Below are 20,767 nucleotides of genomic sequence, written 5' to 3' on the forward strand. Positions count from 1 at the left end.
GCGCCTCGGCGGGCCGCGGTCTACACTGAAGCGCCACCAGCCCGGTCGAGCAGACCGCCCGCCCACCCTCGGTGCCGTCCCCGCCGGGTCGACGCCACACCCTGAAGGGGTCCCGATGCCGCTTTCGGAACACGAGCAACGGCTCCTCGACGAGATGGAGCGCAATCTCTATCAGAACGACGCCGACTTCGTCGCGGCGGTCAGCAAGGGCCGGGGCGGCACCAACTACCGCGCGCTCGTGCTCGGCATCCTCCTCGCCATCGTCGGCCTGGGAGTCCTCGTCGCCGGTGTGATCGTCCGTCAGCCCCTCGTGGGCGTCGCCGGCTTCGCGCTGATGCTGGCCGGCGTGGTCGTCGCGATGCGCCCCGCGCCCGGCGGCTCCACCACCTCCGGAATCCCGGAGGCGGGCCGGCCCTCGAAGCCGCGCTCCGCGAGCGGACGCCAGGGGTCCAACTTCATGGACCGTCTGAACGACCGGTGGGACAACCGCGGCGACGGCCGCTCCTAGCGCTCCACGGCGCGGGTCCTCCACCCCGCACCACCCACAGGGTCGACCCTCACGGATCGGCCCTTTTTTCATGCCCGGACGCTCCCCGGGAGTGCGATTCCCCTCCACTGCGCTCCACCGTGCTGGATCCGCAGAACGACGCGGATCGACGGGACCGTCCCGGCGCGCCGTGACGGTTCGGAGGGTTGTGGGTGGGGGGAAGTGGAGTACTGTGGGGCCCACACCAACCTTGGCCGGAGAGAAGTGGGGGCAGTCCGTTGTTCCTCGGCACTCATTCCCCCAAGCTCGACGAGAAGGGCCGCGTCATCCTTCCCGCCAAGTTCCGCGACGAGCTCTCCTCCGGAGTCGTCGTCACGCGCGGCCAGGAGCGGTGCCTCTACGTCTTCAGCCAGCGCGAGTTCGAGGCGATGCACGAGAAGATCCGCCAGGCGCCGGTCACCAGCAAGCAGGCCCGCGACTTCCTCCGCGTGTTCCTCTCCGGCGCCAGCGCCGAGACGCCGGACAAGCAGAACCGCATCACCCTCCCGGCGCCGCTGCGCGCCTACGCCGGTCTCGACCGCGACCTCACCGTCATCGGTGCGGGCAATCGCGCCGAGATCTGGGCCCAGGACGCCTGGGACAGCTACCTCACCGAGCAGGAGTCCGTGTTCTCCGACACCGAGGAGGAGGTGATCCCCGGACTGTTCTAGCTCCTGCCGCGCGACTCCCAGCCACTCGGCGCCCGGACGCACCTTCCCCGGTGTCCGGTCGTGAGCTGGATGGGGATCGGACGGCAGGAACAGGACGGCGGGACCGCCATGACAGAGAGCACCGAGAGCACCCCTGCGCACCGCGCCGACGTGAGCGCGGACGACGCGAGCAGCGCCGACGCACCCCGCGCCGACGTGCGCCCGACCGAGGAGCGGCACCTGCCCGTGCTCCTCGAGCGCTGCGTCGAGCTGCTCGCTCCGGCGCTCGAGCGCGACGGCGCCGTGCTCGTCGACGCGACGCTCGGCATGGGCGGCCACTCGCTCGCGCTGCTGGAGCGCTTCCCGCGCCTCCACCTCGTCGGCCTCGACCGCGACCGGGAGGCCCTCGAGCTGGCGGGCGCCCGGCTCGCCGCGCACTCCGCGCGGATCGACCTCGTGCACGCCGTCTACGACGAGCTGCCCGACGTCCTCGACGAGCTCGGCATCGACACGATCGACGGCGCACTGTTCGACCTCGGCGTCTCCTCGCTGCAGCTCGACGAGACCGAGCGCGGCTTCTCCTACTCCAAGGACGCTCCGCTGGACATGCGGATGGACGCGTCGGCGCCGCTCACCGCGGCGAGCATCCTCGCGGACTACGACGAGATCGCGCTCCGGCGGATCTTCCACGAGTACGGCGAGGAGCGGCTCGCGGCGCGCTACGCCAAGAAGATCGTCGAGGCCCGCGCGTCGGCGCCGATCGTGCGCTCCGGCCGGCTCGTCGAGATCATCCAGGCGGCGACCCCGGTCGCGATCCAGCGCAACGGGCACCCGGCCAAGCGCGTCTTCCAGGCGCTGCGCATCGAGGTCAACCAGGAGCTCTCCGTGCTCGAGCGGGCGATCCCCGCCGCACTCGGCCGCATCGCCGTCGGCGGGCGCCTCGTCGTCGAGGCGTACCAGTCGCTCGAGGACCGCATCGTCAAGCGCGCCCTGCAGGCCGCCTCCTCCTCCACGGCGCCGGTCGGCCTGCCGATGGAGCTGCCCGAGCACCGACCCGAGTTCCGGCTCGTCATCCGCGGCGCAGAGCTCGCCTCGGACGACGAGAAGGCCGCCAACCCCCGAGCAACACCCGTGCGACTGCGCGCGGCCGAGAGGATCAGGAGCACCGCATGAGCGCGACCGCCGTCATCGACCCCGTCATCGACCGCAGCACCGCACGACCGGCGCAGCCCGCCGAGCCGGCCCAGCGACCCCGCATCGAGGCGGTCCCCGCTCCGGCGCGCCAGGCCCGGCCGAAGCTCGTCTACGGGATCGTCGCCGTCGCGGGGCTGTTCGCGATCATCGTGATCCAGCTCCTGGTCAGCGTCGGCCTCTCCGAGGGCGCCTACCAGATCGCGACGCTGCAGGGCGAGCAGAAGACGCTCACCCGCGGCAACGCGGAGAAGCAGGACGCGGTCGACACCCTCAGCTCGCCGCAGAACCTCGCGACCGCCGCGCAGGGCCTGGGCATGGTCGCGAACACCGCGCCCGTCTACCTCCGCCTCTCCGACGGTGCCGTGCTGGGCGATCCCGCCACCGCCGCCGCGAGCGAGGTCGGCACCGCCGCGACCGCCTCCGCCGTGCCGAACGCGCTGATCGCACCGCCGGCCGCCGCGGCCGCACCCGGCTCCACCACGGCGGTCGCCCCGCTGCAGGGCGAGCTGCCCGCCCCGATCACGCACTGACTCCGCCCGAGCACGCACTGAGCCGCTCCGACCACGCACCGAAGGGCCCCTAGCGCCGTGAGACATCACCGTTCGAGCAGGCGACGCACCGCCGTCACCTTCCTCGTCATCGCCGCCGTCGTCGGACTGTTCATCGGCAAGCTGGTCGACATCCAGGTCGTCCGCGCCAACGAGCTGACCGACGAGGCGGCGCAGAACCAGTCGAACAGCGTCATCACCTACGGCACCCGCGGCTCGATCGTCGACCGCTCCGGCACGGTGCTCGCCGACGCCACGACCCGGTACCGGCTGACGACCTCGCCGAAGAACGTCGCGGAGTTCCTGCGCGAGATGCCCGACGGCCAGGAGGTGATGGTCAGCGTCGAGCAGGCCGCCTCCGAGATCGGCGCCATCACCGGGCAGACGGTCCCGCAGATCGTCACGGCCGTGAGCGACGCGGTCGCGAAGGACCCGAAGGCGAACTACCTGATCCTCTCCGAGGGCCTCGACCTCGAGGCGTACCAGAAGCTCGTCGCCCTCGACATCCCGTGGACCTACTTCGAGACGCAGCAGGGCCGGACCTACCCGAACGGCGCGGTCGCCGGCAACCTGGTCGGCTACGTGGGCGGCGACGGCGCCGCCCAGGAGGGCATGGAGTACGCCGAGAACGCCTGCCTCGCCGGGGCCAACGGCTCCGAGAGCTACGAGCGCAGCGCCGACTACGTCCGCATCCCCGGCAGCACCGTGGCGGAGACCCCCGCGGTCGACGGCGGGACGCTCGAGCTGACCATCGACGCCGACCTGCAGTACTACTCGCAGCAGGTGCTCGCGCAGCGGGTCGCCGAGGTCGGCGGCAGCTACGGCATCGTCGTGGTGCAGGAGGTCAAGACCGGCAAGCTCCTGACCGTCGCCGAGACCCCGACCGTCGACCCGAACAACGTCTCGGCGAGCGCTCCGGCCGACCGCGGCTCGCGCGCCTTCCAGAGCCCGTTCGAGCCCGGCTCGACCTTCAAGCCGATGACGGCGGCGATGCTGATCGACCAGGGCCTCGCGAGCCCGACGAGCCAGGTCGTCGTCCCCGACACCTTCGAGAAGGACGGCGCCTCCTTCAGCGACGACTTCGCGCACACGCCCACGAACTACACGCTGACCGGGATCCTCAAGGACTCCTCGAACGTCGGCATCGCGATGATGGGCTCCAAGCTCTCCGCTTCGCAGCGCTACGACTACCTGAAGAAGTTCGGCCTCGGCGCCTCGACCGCTGTCGACTTCCCCGGCGAGACCGGCGGCCTCCTCGCCGACTCCGAGGACTGGGACAACCAGACCAACTACACGACGATGTTCGGGCAGGGCGTCTCGGCGACCGCGGTCCAGGTGGCGAGCATCTACCAGACCCTCGGCAACGGCGGGGTGCGCCTGCCCGCGCAGCTGGTCGAGGGCTGCACCATGCCCGACGGCTCGGTGATCGACGTGCCCGACACCACCGGGACCCCGGTGGTCTCCGCCGGTGCCGCGAAGGACGTCGTGGACATGCTGCAGACCCACTACAACGAGGGCTGGCTGGCGAACGACATCCACGTCGACGGCTACAACATCGCCACCAAGACCGGCACGGCGCAGCAGCCGGACGGCAACGGCGGCTACTCGAAGAGCTACACCGTCTCGCTGGCCGGCCTCGCGCCCGCGGAGGACCCGGAGTACGTCGTGACGGTCACCATCGCCGATCCGGTTAAGATGAACACGTCCCAGGCGACGGCCCCCGTGTTCCAGCAGGTCATGACCCAGGTGCTCAAGACCAACCGGGTGGAGCCGTCCACGGTCCCGCCGGTGGAGTACCCCACCACGTGGTGACCGCCCTCTCCAGGACACGACCCAGCAGACCAGAACCAGCACGAGCACCAGCACGAGAGAAAGAGCGGGCATTGCACGACACTCGCCCGCAGTCCTCCCTCCGGCCCGAGCACCCGGCGCCCCGCGCGCTCGCGCAGCTCGTCGCCGAGTTCTCGCTCGGGCCCGTCCGCGGGGTCGAGGGCGTCGAGGTCAGCGGGGTCACCCTCGACTCGCGCTGCGTCGAGCCGGGCGACCTCTACGTCGGTGTCGCCGGCCGGGCCGCGCACGGCGCCGCCTTCGCCGCCGGTGCCGCCGCAGCGGGAGCGGTCGCGGTGCTGACCGATCCCGAGGGCGCCGAGCTGGCCGCCGGCAGCGGCCTCCCCGTGCTGGTCACGCCCGACCCCCGTGCCGCCCTCGGCGACGTCGCGGCCTGGATCCACCGCACCCGCGAGGACGCGCCGACGCTGTTCGGCGTGACCGGGACCAACGGCAAGACGAGCGTGGTGTACCTGCTCGACGCGCTGCTGCGCCGCCTCGGCGTCGTCTCCGGTCTCAGCTCGACCGCCGAGCGCCGCATCGGCGACGTGGCGGTCGTCAGCTCGCTGACCACTCCGGAGGCGAGCGAGCTGCACGCCCTGCTCGCCCGGATGCGCGAGTCCGCGGTGCGTGCGGTGTCCATCGAGGTCTCCGCGCAGGCGCTCACCCGCCACCGGATCGACGGCCTCGTCTTCGACGTGGTCGGCTTCACCAACCTGACGCACGACCACCTCGACGACTACACCGACATGGCGCACTACTTCGAGGCGAAGGCCGATCTGTTCGGTCCGGACCGGGCTCGCCGCGGCGTGGTGACCGTCGACAGCAGCTGGGGCCGCGAGCTCGTCGAGCGCAGCCGCATCCCCGTGACGACGCTCGCCAGCTCGCCCGTCGTCGGAGTCGCTCCGAGCACGCCGGCGGACTGGTCGATGACCGTCGTCGAGAGCACCGCCGACGGCACGACCTTCCGCCTCGAGGGGCCCGAGAACCGCTCGGTCGTCGTGAGCATCCCGCTGATCGGCTGGTACATGGCGGCCAACGCGGCGCTCGCGATCGTCATGCTCGTCGAGTCGGGCTTCGACCTCGAGGCCATCGCGCACGCTCTGGGCGAGGGCGCACTCGACGTCTACATCCCCGGTCGCGCCGAGCGCGTCTCCGGGGACCGCGGTCCGCGCGTCTACGTCGACTACGGCCACACCCCGGACGCGTTCTCGAACGCGCTCGAGGCGCTGCGGGCGCTGACCCCCGGCCGGCTGATCATGGTCTTCGGCGCCGACGGCGACCGGGACACCACGAAGCGGGCCGACATGGGGCGCATCGCCGCGGAGCTGTCCGACGTCGTGATCGTGACCGACTTCCATCCGCGCTGGGAGGACCCGGCGGCGATCCGCGCCGTCCTCGTCGGCGCGGCGACCGAGGCCGTGCCCGGCCGGGAGATCCACGAGATCCCCGACCCGCGGGCCGCCGTGCGGGCGGCCGTCGCCCTCGCGGACGAGGGCGATGCGATCCTCTACGCCGGACCCGGCCACGAGGACTATCAGGAGATTGCAGGAGTGCACATGCCGTATTCGGCCAGAGACGACGTCCGGCAGGCCCTGCGCGAGGCGGGCTGGCTCTAGATGATCGCCCTGACCCTCACCGAGATCGCCGCGGCCGTCTCCGGCCGGCTGCACCTCGCCGGCTCCTCCGCGAACGCGAGCACCGTCGTCGACGGCGCGACCGAGACCGATTCGCGCGAGATCGCGCCCGGCGGCATCTTCGTCGCCAAGCGCGGCGAGCACACCGACGGCCACCTCTTCGCTCCGGTCGCCGTCGAGCGCGGCGCCGCCCTGCTGATCGTCGAGCGCCCGCTCGACCTCGACGTGCCGCAGGTGCTCGTCGACGACTCCGTCGAGGCGCTCGGCGCCCTGGCGACCGAGGTCGTCCGCCGCGTGCGCGCGCTCGGGAACCTCACCGTCCTCGCGGTCACCGGCTCCAACGGCAAGACGACCACCAAGAACCTCCTCCGCACGATCCTCGAGCGCGAGGGCGAGACCGTCGCCCCGCAGGGCTCCTTCAACAACGAGGTCGGCGCGCCGATCACGATGCTGAAGGTGTCGCCCTCGACGCGGTTCCTGGTGGCCGAGATGGGCGCGAGCGCGGTCGGCGAGATCCGCCGCCTCGTCCGGATGGCGAAGCCCGACGTCGGGATCGTCCTCGCGGTGGGCCTCGCTCACGCCGGCGAGTTCGGCGGCATCGAGCGCACCCTCGAGGCGAAGACCGAGATGGTCGCCGACCTGACGGCCGACGACGTCGCGGTGCTGAACGCCGACGACGGCCGCGTCGCCTCGATGCAGGCGAGGACCGCCGCCCGGGTGCTGTGGTTCGGCCACGGCGAGCAGGCCGACGTCCGCGCCGTGGACATCGAGCCGACGGCCGAGGGCACCCGCTTCACCGTCGAGATCAGCGCCGGGGAGGGCCGCGAGGCCGCCCGCGCCGAGCTCTTCCTCCGCGTCCTCGGCGAGCACCACGTGATGAACGCGCTGGCGGCCACCGCGGCCGCGCTCTCCGTCGGCGTCCCGCTCGACGCGATCGTCGACGCGCTCGGGACCGTCACGCTCGCCGAGCGCTGGCGCATGCAGGTGCTCGGCGGCGCCGACGTCACGGTCGTCAACGACGCGTACAACGCCAGCCCCGACTCCACCGCCGCCGCCCTGCGGACCCTCGCCCAGATCGCGAAGCCGGAGGGGCGCACCGTCGCGGTCCTCGGCGAGATGAGCGAGCTGGGGGAGTGGGCCGACGAGGAGCACGACCGCGTGGGCCTGCTCGCCGTCCGGCTCAACATCGCGCAGATCGTGGTGGTCGGCGCGAAGGCGCGACGGATCCACGTCGCCGCCGAGCGCGAGGGCTCCTGGAGCGGCGAGTCCGTCTTCGTCGAGACCGCCGACGAGGCGTACGACCTGCTCGACGGCTATCTTCGGAGCGGCGACACCGTCCTGGTGAAGTCGTCCAACTCCGCCGGGCTGCGATTCCTGGGCGACCGACTGGGAGAGCGCCACCGATGAGAGCACTCCTTCTGGCCGGAGCCTTCTCCGGCGCCTTCACGCTGCTGCTGACGCCCCTGTTCATCCGGCTGTTCCACCGCCTGCAGTGGGGCCAGTTCATCCGCGAGGACGGACCGAAGTCGCACCACGTCAAGCACGGCACGGCGACGATGGGCGGCATCGTCATCATCATCGCCACCGTGGCGGGATACTTCCTCGGCTCGCTCTTCGGCAACCGGGCGCTCGCGCCATCGGCGCTGCTGGTGCTGTTCATGATGGTCGGGCTCGGCTTCGTCGGCTTCATCGACGACTTCCTGAAGACCCGCAACCAGCGCAGCCTCGGGCTCGGCGGCTGGGCCAAGATCGCCGGGCAGATCATCGTCGCGGCGGCCTTCGCGGTCATCGCGATCATGGTGCGCGACTCCAACGGACTGACGCCCGCCTCGACGTCGATCTCGTTCATCCGCGACCTGCCCTTCGACTTCGCCGCGCTCGGCTGGATCGGCATCGGGCTGTTCGTGCTCTGGATCTGCGTGATCGTGACCAGCACGTCCAACGGCGTCAACGTCGCGGACGGCCTCGACGGCCTCGCGACCGGCTCCTCGATCCTCGCGATCGGCTCCTACGTCATCATCGGCTTCTGGCAGTCCAACCAGTGGTGCTTCGACGCGCAGCTCAACCCCGAGGTGGCCGACAAGTGCTACCAGGTGAGCGATCCGTTCGACCTCGCGATCATCGCCGCGGCGATCTCCGGCGCGCTCGTGGGCTTCCTCTGGTGGAACACCTCGCCCGCGCAGATCTTCATGGGCGACACCGGCTCGCTCGGCCTCGGCGGCGCGCTCGCCGCACTCGCCATCCTCACCCGCACCGAGCTGCTGGTCATCCTGATCGGCGGCCTGTTCGTCATCGTCACCGGCTCGGTGATCGTGCAGCGGATCTACTTCAAGCTCACCCGGGGCAAGCGCATCTTCCTGATGAGCCCGCTCCACCACCACTTCGAGCTCAAGGGCTGGGCCGAGATCACGGTGGTGGTCCGCTTCTGGATCATCGCCGGCATCTTCGTCGCGGCCGGCGTCGGGCTCTTCTACCTCGAATGGCTCTCCCTGGCATGACCGATCCCGCCTCGTCCGCCCGCCCCGAGTCGCTGACCAGCTGGCACGCCGACTGGCGCGGTCTCCGCGTCGCCGTGCTCGGCCTCGGGGTCACCGGCTTCTCCGTCGCCGACACGCTGACCGAGCTGGGCGCCGAGGTGCTCGTCCTGGCCGATCGCGCCGACGAGGAGCGCGAGCGCCTGCTCGAGGTGATCGGGGCGCGCCTGCACCGGGCCGAGCGGCTCGACCGCGTCCCGGTGGAGCTGGCGTCGTTCGACCCCGAGCTCGTCGTCGTCTCGCCCGGCTTCGCGCCGACGCATCCGATCGTCGCGTGGGCGGGGGAGTCGGGCATCGCGCTCTGGGGCGACGTCGAGCTCGCCTGGCGCGTGCGCGACAAGGTCGTCCGTGCCGACGGCACCCCGGCCGACTGGGTGCTGGTCACCGGCACGAACGGCAAGACCACGACCGTGCAGCTCACCGCGACGATGCTCGTCGCCGGCGGGCTGCGGGCCGCCCCCTGCGGCAACATCGGCATCCCGGTGCTCGACGCGGTCCGTGACCCGCAGGGCTTCGACGTCCTGGTGGTCGAGCTCTCGAGCTACCAGCTGCACTACCTCGGCCGGATCGAGCCGCTCGCGAGCACCTGCCTGAACATCGCCGACGACCATCTCGACTGGCACGGGACCTTCGAGGCCTATCGCGCCGCGAAGGCGAAGGTCTACGCGAACACCCGGGTCGCCTGCGTCTACAACCGCGCCGACGCCGCCACCGAGCAGATGGTGGTCGACGCCGAAGTGATCGAGGGCGCGCGCGCGATCGGCTTCGGCCTGGGGGTCCCCGGGCCGAGCGACTTCGGCGTCGTCGACGGCATCCTCTGCGACCGCGCCTTCCTCGAGGACCGCGCGACGAGCGCGATCGAGATCGCGACCGTCGACGAGCTCGCCGCTCGCGGACTCGCCGCCCCGCACATCGTGCAGAACGTGCTGGCGGCCGCCGCGCTCTCGCGGGCCTGCGGCATCGAGCCCGCCGCCGTCCGCCGCGCCCTCGCGACCTTCGAGCTCGACGCGCACCGCATCCAGGTGGTCGCGGAGAGCTCCGGCGTGGTCTGGGTGAACGACTCCAAGGCCACCAATCCGCACGCCGCCGACGCCTCGCTCCGGGCCTACCCGTCCGTCGTCTGGCTCGTCGGCGGGCTGCTGAAGGGCGTCGACATCGACGCTCTCGTGGGCGCCCACGTCGGCCGCCTGCGCGGCGCCGTGGTCATCGGCGCGGACCGCGCGGAGGTCCTCGAGGCATTCCGGCGACACGCGCCCGCCCTCCCCGTGACCGAGGTGGTCCCGGATGACACTGGGGCGGTGATGCAGGCGGCCGTCGAGGCCGCCGCGGTGCTCGCCCGCACGGGTGACGTCGTCCTGCTCGCACCTGCTGCGGCGTCGATGGACCAGTTCCGCGACTACGCGGAGCGGGGCCGCTTCTTCGCGGCCGCCGTGGCGACGTATCTGGGAGGGGGAGCCGATGACCGCTCCGACGACGAACCGCAGCCCGGGCCGCTCGCGCACTGACCGCTCGCGCACTGACCGCTCGCGCGCCGAGGCGACCGAGGGCGAGCAGCACAAGGAGCGCGGCGGACTGCGCACGGCGCGGATCGTGCTCGCCCGCGTCCTCGCCTCGGGATCGCCGAACTTCTTCCTGCTCTTCGGCACGACGCTCTTCCTCGTGCTCTTCGGGCTGACGATGGTGCTCTCCTCCTCCTCGGTCACCTCCTACGTGCGCAGCGACGACTCCTTCGGCGGCTTCTTCCGCCAGGGCGGCTTCGCCCTGCTCGGCGTGCCGCTGATGCTCGTGGTGTCGCGCGTGCCGATCCGCTTCTGGAAGAAGGCGACACCCCTCCTGCTCGGGGCCGGCTGCGTCCTGCAGCTGCTCGTGCTCTTCTCGCCGCTCGGCTGGGAGGTCGGCGGCAACCGCAACTGGCTGCGGATCGGCGGCTTCACGATGCAGCCGTCCGAGATCATCAAGCTCGCGCTCGCGCTCTGGCTCGGCCTGCTGCTCGCCCGCCGCTACCGCGGCCCCAAGGACTGGAAGGACGCGCTGATGCCCGTCCTGATCGTCGCGGGCGGCTCGATCGGCCTCGTCCTCGGCGGCGGCGACCTCGGCACCGTCCTGATCCTCGCCGGCATCGTCCTGGCTGCGCTCTTCTACGCGAACGTGCAGATGAAGGTGCTGATCCCGATCGTGCTCGTCGGCGCGGTCGGCGCCGTGCTCTTCGCGGTCTCGAGCGAGAACCGGCTGACCCGGATCATGTCCTTCCTCGGCGACTGCTCGGGCTCGGAGCAGTACGAGACCTCCTGCTGGCAGCCCGTGCACGGCACCTGGGCGATGGCCTCCGGCGGCATCTTCGGCGTCGGCCTCGGCAACTCCAAGGCCAAGTGGTCCTGGCTGCCCGCGGCCGACAACGACTACATCTTCGCGATCATCGGCGAGGAGCTCGGCCTGATCGGGGCGATCGTGGTCCTCGCGCTCTTCGTCGTCCTGGCGATCGCGTTCTTCCGCATCATCCACGCGTCCACCGACCCGTTCGTCCGCATCACGACCGGCGCCGTCATGGTCTGGCTGATCGGCCAGGCGTTCGTCAACATCGGGGTGGTGCTCGGGGTGCTCCCGGTGCTCGGAGTGCCGCTGCCGCTGATCTCCTCCGGAGGCACCGCCCTGCTCAGCTCGCTCCTCGCCATCGGCGTCGTGCTCTCCTTCGCACGCCACCAGACCTCGCCGAGCGACGGCGCCGCCGCGCGCGCCGCCAAGAAGGCCGCCGCCCGATGACCCGCTTCCTGCTCGCCGGCGGCGGGACCGCCGGCCACGTCAATCCGCTGCTCGCCACGGCCGACGAGATCCGGGCGCGCCACCCGGACGACGAGGTCCTCGTCCTCGGCACGGCCGAGGGACTCGAGGCACGACTGGTGCCGCTGCGCGGCTACGAGCTGTCGGTGATCCCGCGCCTGCCGTTCCCGCGCCGTCCCAACGGCGCCGCCCTGCGCTTCCCCTCCGCCTTCCGCGCGACGATCGACGGCATCGTCCGCACTCTCCGCGAGCGCCGGATCGACGCGGTCGTCGGCTTCGGCGGCTACGCGGCCGCGCCCGCCTACCTCGCCGCCCGGCGCGCCGGGATCCCGTTCGTGGTGCACGAGGCCAACGCCCGGCCCGGTCTCGCCAACCGGCTCGGCGCCCGCTTCACCCCGTTCGTCGGCGTCGCCTTCGAGGGCACGCCGCTGCGCAACGCGCAGGTCGTCGGGATGCCGCTGCGCCGCGAGATCGCGCAGCTGGACCGCGCGGCCGTGCGCGACGAGGCGATGGCCGCCTTCGGTCTCGATCCCGCACGCCGCACCCTGCTCGTCACCGGCGGCTCGCTCGGTGCCCGGCGGATCAACGCGACCGTGCACGCGAGCGCCGCCGCGCTCGTGGCGACCGGCTTCCAGGTGCTGCACATCACCGGCGACCGCGCCGAGATCGCCGACCCCGGCGTCGCGGGGTACCAGCTGCTGGCCTACTGCGACCGGATGGACCTCGCTCTCGCCGCCGCGGACGTCGCGGTCTCCCGCGCCGGAGCGGCCACCGTGAGCGAGCTCAGCGCGCTCGGCCTCCCTGCGGTGTACGTGCCCTACCCGGTCGGCAACGGCGAGCAGCGCTTCAACGCCCGCGGTGTCGTCGATGCGGGCGGAGCGCTCCTCGTCGAGGACTCGGCGTTCACCCCGGCCTGGGTCGCGAGCGACCTGGTGCCGCTCCTGCACGACGCTCCGCGCCTCGCCGACATGGGTCGCCGTGCCGCGTCCGTCGGCGTGCGCGACGGCTCCGGCCGGCTGGTCGACCTCATCGGCTCCGGTCTCCGTCCGCACTGATCCCTCCGCGGTTAAACTGATCCCTTCGTCCGGCCTGCGGCACCCCGCACGCCGCGCCGACCACCCGAAAGCGAGAGCCCCGTGATCAAGCCCGACCTCGGCATCACCGTCCCCGACGAGCTCGGCTCGGTCCACTTCATCGGCATCGGCGGCTCGGGGATGAGCGGGATCGCGCGGCTGTTCCACCGCGCCGGTCACCGCGTCACCGGCTCCGACGTGCGCGAGTCGCACCCGATCGAGCAGCTCCGCGAGCTCGGCATCCCGGTCGCCATCGGGCACGACGCGGCGCATCTCGGCGACGCCGAGGCCGTCGTCGTCACGTCGGCCCTGTGGCCGGACAACCCCGAGTACCTGCTGGCCAAGGAGCGCGGCCTGCCCGTCCTGCACCGCTCGCAGGCGCTCGCCTGGCTCGTCCGAGGCAAGCGCCTGGTCGCCGTCGCCGGCGCACACGGGAAGACCACCTCGACCGGCATGATCGTCACCGGTCTGCTCGGTCTCGACGCCGACCCCAGCTTCGTCAACGGCGGCATCATCGAGGGCCTCGGCACGTCCTCGGCGGCCGGCTCCGGCGAGGTCTTCGTCGTCGAGGCGGACGAGTCCGACGGCAGCTTCCTGCTCTACGACACCGCGGTCTCGCTCGTGACCAACGTCGACCCGGACCACCTCGACCACTACGGCTCGCTCGAGGCGTTCGAGGAGGCGTTCGTCACCTTCACCTCGAGCGCGCGCGAGCTGGTCGTCATCTCCTCCGACGACCCCGGCGCCGTGAGCGTCACCCGCCGCATCGACGGACCGAAGGTCCTGACCTTCGGCGAGGCGGAGGGCTCGGACGTCCGCGTGGTCGACCTCGAGCTGGTCGGCCCGGTCGGCTTCACCGTCGAGTACGAGGGCCGCCGCTACACGACGCGCCTGCGCATCCCGGGTCGCCACAACGCGATCAACGCGGCGGGCGCCTTCGCCGTGCTCGTCGGCCTCGGCTTCGAACCGGCTCCGGCCCTCGCCGCGATCTCCGAGTTCGGCGGCACCGAGCGCCGCTTCGAGCTGCACGGCGCCGTGCGCGGCGTGAGCGTCTACGACGACTACGCGCACCACCCCACCGAGGTCGCCGCCGCCCTCTCGGCCGCGAGGACCGTCGTCGGCACCGGCCGGATCATCGCCGTGCACCAGCCGCACCTCTACAGCCGCACCCGGCTCTTCGCCCGCGAGTTCGCCGAGGCGCTGGAGACCTACGCCGACGAGACGATCGTGCTCGACGTCTACGGCGCGCGCGAGGACCCCGAGCCAGGCGTCACCGGCGCGCTGGTCAGCGAGAAGTTCGCCGACCCCTCGCGCGTCTCGTTCCTCGCCGACTGGCAGGAGGCGTCCCGCCGCACCGCGGAGATCGCACGCGAGGGCGACTTCGTGATCACCCTCGGCTGCGGCGACGTCTACCGGATCATCCCGCAGCTGCTCGAGTCGCTCGGCGCGAGCGAGGTCGCGCCGGTCGCGCGATGAAGCGGCCGGACGGCGTGCGGCCGCCGAGCGGAGTGCGTTCCGCGCCCGCTCGTCCGGCGAGCCCTCCGCCGGCGCAATCGCGTCCGTCCGGCGACGACGAGCACCCCACCGAGCCGATCCGGCTGACGACGCCGGCGTCGCTGCGGCTGCCGTCCGCTCCTCGGAGTGCGGCGGGGAAGCTGCAGGCCGAGCGGATGAAGGCGGAGAAGGCGGCGGAGGCCGGGAGACCGGCGAAGGTCGCACCCGCGAAGCTCGCACCTGAGAAGGTCGCACCCGCGAAGGCGACGTCCACGAAGGCGACGTCCGAGAAGGCGGTACCCGCGCGTGCCGAGCCCGCCCCGGTCGAGTCGGAGAGGACTCCGCCCGGGACGGCGGCCGAGCCGCGGAGGACGCCGCTGTCCCGGCTCCGGGGTCTCCCGCTGCCCGGGGCGGAGGGTCGCGCGCTCGCGAAGGCGGCTCGGGAGCGCCGCCGCTTCGAGCGTGGCGAGGTCCGCCGCTTCACCAAGCGCGCACGCCGCCGCCGCACCATCGCCCTGGTCACGGCCGGCTCGCTCGTCGTCCTCGCCCTGGTCGTCGCGGTCGCGGCGTACTCGCCGCTGATGGCCGTCAAGACGATCGAGATCACCGGCACCCAGCGCGTCAGCGCCGAGGACATCCAGAACTCGCTCGCCGACCAGGTCGGGGTGCCGCTCACGCTGGTGGACCGCGCCGCCGTCGGGCGGGTGCTCGGCAGCTACCCCCTGGTGCGCAGCTACTCCGTGCAGACGCGACCGCCGAGCACGCTCATCGTCAGCGTCGTCGAGCGGACCCCGGTCGGCGTGATCGCCGACGGCGCCGAGTTCGACCTCGTCGACCCGGCGGGCGTGGTGATCGAGACGGCGCCGGCCGCGCAGGAGGGCTACCCGCTGCTCAGCACGCCGACCGGCTCCGCCTCGGGAGCGGCGTTCCGCGCGACCGCCCGGGTGCTGCTCACCCTGCCGGAGTCGCTCGAGAGCCAGGTCGCCTCGGCGGCCGCGACCACGGGGGACGACGTCTCCCTGACCCTCGCGGACGGCGCGGTCGTCTTCTGGGGCGGGTCGGACGACTCCGCGCTCAAGGCCGTCGTCCTGGAGAAGCTGATGGCGGCGACGGACCCCGCGGCGGTCGCCTCCTACGACGTCTCCTCGCCCGAGGCCGCCGTCGTCGCCCGGCGATGAGCGGCGCGCCGGACGGATCCGCGCGGCTCTTTTCCGATTGCGGGCGTGTCTGTCGCAGCGCGGCGCGCACTCCGCCTACCGTCGAGCCCACACCCCAAATGCATACTCAGCATAACTTTAAGCCTCAACTACAGGTTTAAGGTTCAGCCCGGAGGCCGGACACGTGACTTCAAACCAGAACTACCTCGCCGTGATCAAGGTCGTCGGCATCGGCGGTGGCGGCGTCAACGCCGTCAACCGCATGATCGAGCTCGGCCTCCGCGGCGTCGAGTTCATCGCGATCAACACCGACGCGCAGGCGCTGCTGCTCAGCGACGCGGACGTCAAGCTCGATGTCGGCCGCGAGCTGACCCGCGGACTCGGCGCCGGCGCCGACCCCGAGGTCGGCCGCCGCGCCGCCGAGGACCACGCGGAGGAGATCGAGGAGGTGCTCGCGGGCGCCGACATGGTCTTCGTCACTGCGGGCGAGGGCGGCGGCACCGGCACCGGCGGCGCGCCCGTCGTGGCGCGCATCGCGAAGTCGATCGGCGCGCTCACCATCGGTGTCGTCACGAAGCCCTTCGGCTTCGAGGGCCGCCGCCGCCAGACCCAGGCCGAGGCCGGTGTCGCGACCCTGAAGAACGAGGTCGACACCCTCATCGTCGTCCCGAACGACCGCCTGCTCGAGATCAGCGACCGCGGCATCTCGATGCTCGAGGCCTTCGCCACGGCCGACCAGGTGCTGCTCGCCGGTGTCCAGGGCATCACCGACCTGATCACCACCCCGGGCCTGATCAACCTCGACTTCGCCGACGTCAAGTCGGTCATGCAGGGCGCCGGCTCCGCGCTGATGGGCATCGGCTCGTCGCGCGGGGCGGACAGGGCGATCAAGGCGGCCGAGCTGGCCGTCGCGTCCCCGCTGCTCGAGGCGAGCATCGACGGCGCGCACGGCGTGCTGCTCTCCATCCAGGGCGGATCGAACCTCGGCATCTTCGAGATCAACGACGCGGCGCGCCTGGTCCAGGAGGCCGTGCACCCCGAGGCGAACATCATCTTCGGTGCCGTGATCGACGACACCCTCGGTGACGAGGTGCGCGTCACCGTGATCGCGGCGGGCTTCGACGGCGGTGAGCCCGGCGCGACCGGTCCCGCGGCCGTCGCCGCGCCGCGCCCGCAGCAGAGCCTGCCCGCGGAGGCGTCGTCCGAGCCCGCCCCGGCCCCGGTCGCCGCGCCGTCGGCCGGGTCGATCTGGTCGAGCACCCCCGTCGCCGCGCCGGCTCCCGTCGCCGACCCGTCGTTCGACGACGACGAGAGCGACCTCGACATCCCCGACTTCCTCAAGTAGTCGCCGCTGTGGTGGATCGCGAGCTGGCCGAGCGCTGGGCCTCGGTGACCGAGCAGGTCGCCGACGCCGCCCGCTCGGCCGGTCGCGACCCGTCGGAGCTGACCACGATCGTGGTCACCAAGTACCACCCCGTCTCCCTCCTCCGTGACCTCCTCGAGCTCGGCGTCGCCGACTTCGGCGAGAACCGCCACCAGGAGGCGCAGGAGAAGGCGGCCGAGCTCGCCGGCACGCCCGCGCGCTGGCACTACATCGGCCAGCTGCAGAGCAAGAAGGCGCGCCAGGTCGAGCGCTACGCGAGCTCGATCCACTCGGTCGACCGGCTCGCCCTCGTGCCGCTGCTCGACGCCGGCCCGCCGGAGCCCGGGCAGGCGCCGCTCGACGTGTTCCTGCAGGTCAATCTGACCGACGACCCCGATCGCGGAGGAGCGGCTCCCGGCGAGGTCGAGCCGCTCGCGGAGGCCCTCGCGGCCGCCCCGGGGTTGGTCCTGCGCGGCGTGATGGCCGTCGCTCCGCTCGGCGAGGAGCCCCGCCCGGCCTTCGCGCGGCTTCGCGCGATCTCGGAGCGGGTCCGCTCGATCGACCCCGGTGCGACCGGCATCTCCGCCGGCATGTCGAACGACTTCGCCGACGCGATCGCCGAGGGTGCGACACACCTGCGAATCGGGTCGGCAATCACCGGCAATCGGCCCGCCCGCCCGTAGCCTCGTCGTGACCCAGCTGTGGGTGCGACGACAACACGGAGGACACTGATGGCCAACCCGCTGAAGAAGACGATGGTGTACCTCGGACTCGCCGACGAAGAGGTCGAGTACGAGCGTGCCGAGACCGTCGAGGCGGCCCCCGCGACAGCGCACCGCGCCCCGGTCTCCCCGGTCCAGCCGGTCCCGCCGGTCGAGCCGACCCCGCAGCAGCCCCGCGCGACGGTCACCCCGCTCCGCAAGCCCACCCCCCAGACCCCGAAGGCGACGGCACACGCTGAGATGAACGAGATCCTCACCGTCCACCCCAAGCAGTACCGCGACGCTCAGGTGATCGCGGAGAACTTCCGCGACGGCATCCCCGTCATCATCAACCTCTCGCAGATGAGCGACGCCGACGCGCGCCGCCTGATCGACTTCGCCAGCGGCCTCTCGCAGGGCCTCTACGGCCGCATCGAGCGCGTCACGAGCAAGGTGTTCCTCCTCTCCCCGTCGCACATCACGGTCGCGGGCGATTCGGCCTCCGCCGAGAGCGACGCCGACGCGTCGTTCTTCGCGAAGTCCTGATCCCGGGAGCCCTGTCGTTCGGTGAGCTCCGTCATCTCGCTCTTCGCGAGCGTCCTCTACTTCGCGCTCCTGCTGTACTTCTTCGCCATGTGGGCGCGGTTCGTCCTGGATCTCGTCCGGGTGATCCGCCGCGAATGGCGCCCTCGCGGCGTGGGACTCGTGGCGGCCGAGACCGTCTACACGGTCACGGATCCGCCGATCTCCTTCTTCCGCCGCGTAATCAAGCCGGTCTCGATCGGCCCGATCGCCCTCGACTTCGGCTGGAGCCTCACCATGCTCTGCGTCATCGTGGGCATGTACATCGCCACCTGGCTCCAGCGCGTCTGATGCCCGGCGGTGCACGGGTCGCCCGCGTCCCCTGTATCGTTGGCGTCGATCGGACGTGCTCCGCTGTGCCCGCACTGCGCCGCGCGCTCCCAGTTGCTAGCTTTAGTCGTTGCTAGCTCCAGCCGAACGTTCTTGAACGTGTACCTACTTGAAATCGAAGGTGGAAAGCCATGGCGCTCACTCCCGAAGATGTTGTCAACAAGCGGTTCCAGCCGACGAAGTTCCGCGAGGGATACGACCAGGACGAGGTCGACGACTTCCTCGACGAGGTCGTCGTGGAGCTCCGCCGCCTGAACCAGGAGAACGAGGAGCTGCGCCAGCGCCTCTCCTCCGGTGACTCGCGGCCGATGGACGCCCCCGTCGCGTCCACGCCGGCCCCCGCTCCCGTGGTCGACGAGACCCCGGCTCCGGAGCCGGAGCCCGAGCCCGAGCCGGAGCCCACCCCGGCTCCCGCCCAGGCCGCTCCCGCCGCCTCGCAGTCGGCTCCGGTCGACGAGGCCGAGAGCTCCAGCGGACTCCTGCAGCTCGCGCGCCGTCTCCACGAGGAGCACGTCCGCGAGGGCGCCGACAAGCGCGATGCTCTCGTCGCCGAGGGCCGTGCCACCGCCGCGCGCATCGTCGCCGAGGCCGAGGCCAAGCAGCGTGCCCAGGTCGCGAAGCTCGAGGAGGAGCGCGCGACGGTCGAGCACCGCATCGACGAGCTCCGCACCTTCGAGCGCGAGTACCGCCAGAAGCTGAAGAGCTACATCGAGGGCCAGCTCCGCGACCTCGACACCCAGCCGGTGTCGGCCGAGTCGTCCTCGTTCCCCGGCTTTGGGGCGTAGCACCACCGCAGCGAACGTCAGGCCGAGGGTGCTCGTCACCCTCGGCCTCGTTGCGCTCGCGGTGTTCGCGATCGACCAGACCGCGAAGCACCTCGTCAGCACCGGGCTCACGCTCGGTGAGGACGTGCACGTCCTCGGCGACGTGCTGATCCTGCACTACGTGAAGAACCCCGGAGCCGCGTTCTCGCTCGCGAGCGGCTCCACCTGGATCTTCTCGATCATCGCCGCGTGCGTGGTCGTCGCCGTGATCTGGTTCTCGCGGCGCATCCGCTCGACGGCGTGGGCGCTGTTCTTCGGGCTGCTGCTCGGCGGCACGCTCGGCAACCTGTTCGACCGGCTCTTCCGCGAGCCGTCGTTCGGTCTCGGCCACGTGGTCGACTTCCTCTACACGCCGTGGCTGCTGCCGGCGATCTACAACGTCGCCGACATCGCGATCTGCACGGCGATGGGGCTCTTCGTGATCCTCAGCCTGCGCGGCGTGAACCTCGACGGCACGCGCTCCTCGCGGAAGGCCGAGCAGGCCGCCGCGGAGGACGGTGCGGACACCGACAGCACCGCGGCGATCGACTCCGAGCCGCGCGGCGGCGCCTGATGGTGCAGTCCCGCGCGCTGCCCGTCCCCGACGGGCTGGCCGGCCTACGCGCCGACGCCGCCGTCGGCAAGCTCCTCGGCTTCTCGCGCACCTTCGCCGCCGAGGTCATCGACGCCGGCGGCGTCACCGCCGACGGCCGGGTCCTCGACAAGAGCGACCGCGTCGCCGCGGGCGCCTGGCTCAGCGTCGAGTGGAGTCCCCGCGAGGAGCCGCGCATCGTCCCGATCGCGGTCCCCGACCTGGGGATCGTCCACGACGACGACGACATCGTGGTGATCGACAAGCCCGTCGGGGTCGCGGCGCACCCGGCCGTCGGCTGGGAGGGCCCGACCGTGCTCGGCGCCCTCGCCGCGGCAGGCTTCACGATCTCGACCTCCGGCGCCGCCGAGCGGGCGGGCATCGTGCACCGGCTCGACGCCGGCACGAGCGGCCTGATGGTCGTCGCGAAGTCCGAGCGCGCGTACACCCACCTCAAGCGCGCCTTCCACGACCGGCTGGTCGAGAAGATCTACCACGCCGTCGTGCAGGGGCACCCCGATCCGCTGACCGGCACGATCGACGCGCCGCTCGGACGCCACCCCTCCTCGGACTGGAAGTTCGCGATCCGCGCCGACGGCAAGCCCTCGGTCACGCACTACGAGACGATCGAGGCGTTCCCCTTCGCCTCGCTCCTCGAGATCCGGCTCGAGACCGGCCGGACGCACCAGATCCGCGTGCACATGGCGGCCCAGCGCCACCCCTGCGTGGGCGACGCGATGTACGGAGCCGACCCCACGCTCTCCAAGCGCCTCGGCCTCACCCGGCAGTGGCTGGACGCCGTGCGGCTGGCCTTCACCCACCCGGGCACGGGGGAGTGGGTGCAGTTCGAGGCGACCTACCCGGACGACCTCGCGCACGCGCTGGACGTCCTCCGCGGGGAGTGACGCGGGTAGACTTTCGGTCTCCCTGCCCGCAGTCCGTCGGAGGCGCATCCTTTGCCGAGTAACGATTCCTTCG

Annotated in this window: 20 protein-coding genes; all 20 read left to right on the forward strand. The window is 71.9% G+C overall.

The genetic code is table 11. The annotated features are described in order from the left end of the window. Positions 1–115 precede the first annotated feature (115 nt). The 20 genes from MT353_RS20955 to MT353_RS21050 all read left to right on the forward strand — a co-directional run bounded on the left by MT353_RS20955 (position 116) and on the right by MT353_RS21050 (position 20,694). Positions 116–508 (forward strand): DUF3040 domain-containing protein, encoded by a 393-nt coding sequence (locus MT353_RS20955; RefSeq protein ID WP_123704544.1) that lies wholly within the window; start codon positions 116–118, stop codon positions 506–508. Positions 509–765: 257 nt separating this feature from the next. Then, positions 766–1,197, forward strand: coding sequence for a division/cell wall cluster transcriptional repressor MraZ (gene mraZ, locus MT353_RS20960; protein WP_123446130.1), 432 nt, complete (start codon positions 766–768; stop codon positions 1,195–1,197). A 108-nt stretch (positions 1,198–1,305) separates the two neighbouring features. Next, positions 1,306–2,349, forward strand: a complete 1,044-nt coding sequence (gene rsmH, locus MT353_RS20965; protein WP_243625827.1) for a 16S rRNA (cytosine(1402)-N(4))-methyltransferase RsmH — start codon at positions 1,306–1,308, stop codon at positions 2,347–2,349. Further along, the gene (locus MT353_RS20970) at positions 2,346–2,900 is read left to right on the forward strand and encodes a hypothetical protein (RefSeq protein WP_123735894.1); all 555 of its coding nucleotides are present in this window, start codon (positions 2,346–2,348) and stop codon (positions 2,898–2,900) included. Before rsmH ends, MT353_RS20970 begins: the two co-directional genes overlap by 4 nt. A gap of 57 nt (positions 2,901–2,957) precedes the next feature. Next, positions 2,958–4,730 (forward strand): penicillin-binding protein 2, encoded by a 1,773-nt coding sequence (locus tag MT353_RS20975; protein WP_243599891.1) that lies wholly within the window; start codon positions 2,958–2,960, stop codon positions 4,728–4,730. Positions 4,731–4,801: 71 nt separating this feature from the next. Then, the gene (locus tag MT353_RS20980) at positions 4,802–6,364 is read left to right on the forward strand and encodes a Mur ligase family protein (protein WP_123735893.1); all 1,563 of its coding nucleotides are present in this window, start codon (positions 4,802–4,804) and stop codon (positions 6,362–6,364) included. Beyond that, positions 6,365–7,789 carry a UDP-N-acetylmuramoyl-tripeptide--D-alanyl-D-alanine ligase gene (gene murF / locus MT353_RS20985; protein ID WP_123446134.1) on the forward strand — a complete coding sequence of 475 codons (1,425 nt, stop codon included), beginning with the start codon at positions 6,365–6,367 and terminating at the stop codon, positions 7,787–7,789. Continuing rightward, positions 7,786–8,880 (forward strand): phospho-N-acetylmuramoyl-pentapeptide-transferase, encoded by a 1,095-nt coding sequence (gene mraY / locus MT353_RS20990; RefSeq protein WP_123446135.1) that lies wholly within the window; start codon positions 7,786–7,788, stop codon positions 8,878–8,880. The genes murF and mraY overlap by 4 nt, the downstream gene beginning before the upstream one ends. Beyond that, on the forward strand, positions 8,877–10,421 hold the full coding sequence (gene murD, locus MT353_RS20995) for a UDP-N-acetylmuramoyl-L-alanine--D-glutamate ligase (protein WP_243625828.1): 1,545 nt from the start codon (positions 8,877–8,879) through the stop codon (positions 10,419–10,421). The genes mraY and murD overlap by 4 nt, the downstream gene beginning before the upstream one ends. Beyond that, positions 10,375–11,676: a putative lipid II flippase FtsW gene (gene ftsW, locus MT353_RS21000; RefSeq protein WP_243625829.1), complete on the forward strand. Its 1,302-nt coding sequence runs from the start codon at positions 10,375–10,377 to the stop codon at positions 11,674–11,676. The genes murD and ftsW overlap by 47 nt, the downstream gene beginning before the upstream one ends. Continuing rightward, positions 11,673–12,749 carry an undecaprenyldiphospho-muramoylpentapeptide beta-N-acetylglucosaminyltransferase gene (murG, locus tag MT353_RS21005; RefSeq protein ID WP_243625830.1) on the forward strand — a complete coding sequence of 359 codons (1,077 nt, stop codon included), beginning with the start codon at positions 11,673–11,675 and terminating at the stop codon, positions 12,747–12,749. Before ftsW ends, murG begins: the two co-directional genes overlap by 4 nt. An 81-nt stretch (positions 12,750–12,830) precedes the next feature. Continuing rightward, complete coding sequence (murC, locus tag MT353_RS21010; RefSeq protein ID WP_243625831.1) at positions 12,831–14,243, forward strand: UDP-N-acetylmuramate--L-alanine ligase; 1,413 nt, start codon at positions 12,831–12,833, stop codon at positions 14,241–14,243. Positions 14,244–14,437: 194 nt separating this feature from the next. After that, entirely contained in the window at positions 14,438–15,439 is a 1,002-nt protein-coding gene (locus tag MT353_RS21015; protein WP_243625832.1) for an FtsQ-type POTRA domain-containing protein, read from the forward strand. Between the two features lie 163 nt (positions 15,440–15,602). Further along, entirely contained in the window at positions 15,603–16,763 is a 1,161-nt protein-coding gene (gene ftsZ / locus MT353_RS21020; RefSeq protein WP_123704523.1) for a cell division protein FtsZ, read from the forward strand. An 8-nt stretch (positions 16,764–16,771) separates the two neighbouring features. Then, a complete protein-coding gene (locus tag MT353_RS21025) occupies positions 16,772–17,464 on the forward strand; it encodes a YggS family pyridoxal phosphate-dependent enzyme (RefSeq protein WP_243625833.1) in 693 nt (230 codons plus the stop codon). A 48-nt stretch (positions 17,465–17,512) separates the two neighbouring features. Next, positions 17,513–18,028, forward strand: coding sequence for a cell division protein SepF (locus MT353_RS21030; RefSeq protein WP_123446142.1), 516 nt, complete (start codon positions 17,513–17,515; stop codon positions 18,026–18,028). Positions 18,029–18,049: 21 nt separating this feature from the next. Beyond that, positions 18,050–18,355, forward strand: a complete 306-nt coding sequence (locus MT353_RS21035) for a YggT family protein (RefSeq protein ID WP_260300677.1) — start codon at positions 18,050–18,052, stop codon at positions 18,353–18,355. 170 nt (positions 18,356–18,525) lie between these two features. Further along, the gene (locus MT353_RS21040; RefSeq protein WP_123446143.1) at positions 18,526–19,179 is read left to right on the forward strand and encodes a DivIVA domain-containing protein; all 654 of its coding nucleotides are present in this window, start codon (positions 18,526–18,528) and stop codon (positions 19,177–19,179) included. Positions 19,180–19,207: 28 nt separating this feature from the next. Next, entirely contained in the window at positions 19,208–19,771 is a 564-nt protein-coding gene (gene lspA, locus MT353_RS21045) for a signal peptidase II (protein WP_123735886.1), read from the forward strand. 2 nt (positions 19,772–19,773) lie between these two features. Further along, positions 19,774–20,694 (forward strand): RluA family pseudouridine synthase, encoded by a 921-nt coding sequence (locus MT353_RS21050; RefSeq protein ID WP_123733325.1) that lies wholly within the window; start codon positions 19,774–19,776, stop codon positions 20,692–20,694. Positions 20,695–20,767: the final 73 nt, after the last annotated feature.

This window comes from Rathayibacter sp. VKM Ac-2927, assembly GCF_022815525.1.
Classification (GTDB): Bacteria; Actinomycetota; Actinomycetes; order Actinomycetales; family Microbacteriaceae; genus Rathayibacter; species Rathayibacter festucae.

What these genes read in the sequence shown, in the direction of transcription:
- MT353_RS20955 (WP_123704544.1), top strand. Translation starts at nt 116, where the DNA reads ATGCCGCTTTCGGAACACGAGCAACGGCTCCTCGACGAGATGGAGCGC.
- rsmH (WP_243625827.1), top strand. Translation starts at nt 1,306, where the DNA reads ATGACAGAGAGCACCGAGAGCACCCCTGCGCACCGCGCCGACGTGAGC.
- MT353_RS20970 (WP_123735894.1), top strand. Translation starts at nt 2,346, where the DNA reads ATGAGCGCGACCGCCGTCATCGACCCCGTCATCGACCGCAGCACCGCA.
- murF (WP_123446134.1), top strand. Translation starts at nt 6,365, where the DNA reads ATGATCGCCCTGACCCTCACCGAGATCGCCGCGGCCGTCTCCGGCCGG.
- mraY (WP_123446135.1), top strand. Translation starts at nt 7,786, where the DNA reads ATGAGAGCACTCCTTCTGGCCGGAGCCTTCTCCGGCGCCTTCACGCTG.
- murD (WP_243625828.1), top strand. Translation starts at nt 8,877, where the DNA reads ATGACCGATCCCGCCTCGTCCGCCCGCCCCGAGTCGCTGACCAGCTGG.
- ftsW (WP_243625829.1), top strand. Translation starts at nt 10,375, where the DNA reads ATGACCGCTCCGACGACGAACCGCAGCCCGGGCCGCTCGCGCACTGAC.
- murG (WP_243625830.1), top strand. Translation starts at nt 11,673, where the DNA reads ATGACCCGCTTCCTGCTCGCCGGCGGCGGGACCGCCGGCCACGTCAAT.
- MT353_RS21015 (WP_243625832.1), top strand. Translation starts at nt 14,438, where the DNA reads ATGAAGGCGGAGAAGGCGGCGGAGGCCGGGAGACCGGCGAAGGTCGCA.
- MT353_RS21030 (WP_123446142.1), top strand. Translation starts at nt 17,513, where the DNA reads ATGGCCAACCCGCTGAAGAAGACGATGGTGTACCTCGGACTCGCCGAC.
- MT353_RS21040 (WP_123446143.1), top strand. Translation starts at nt 18,526, where the DNA reads ATGGCGCTCACTCCCGAAGATGTTGTCAACAAGCGGTTCCAGCCGACG.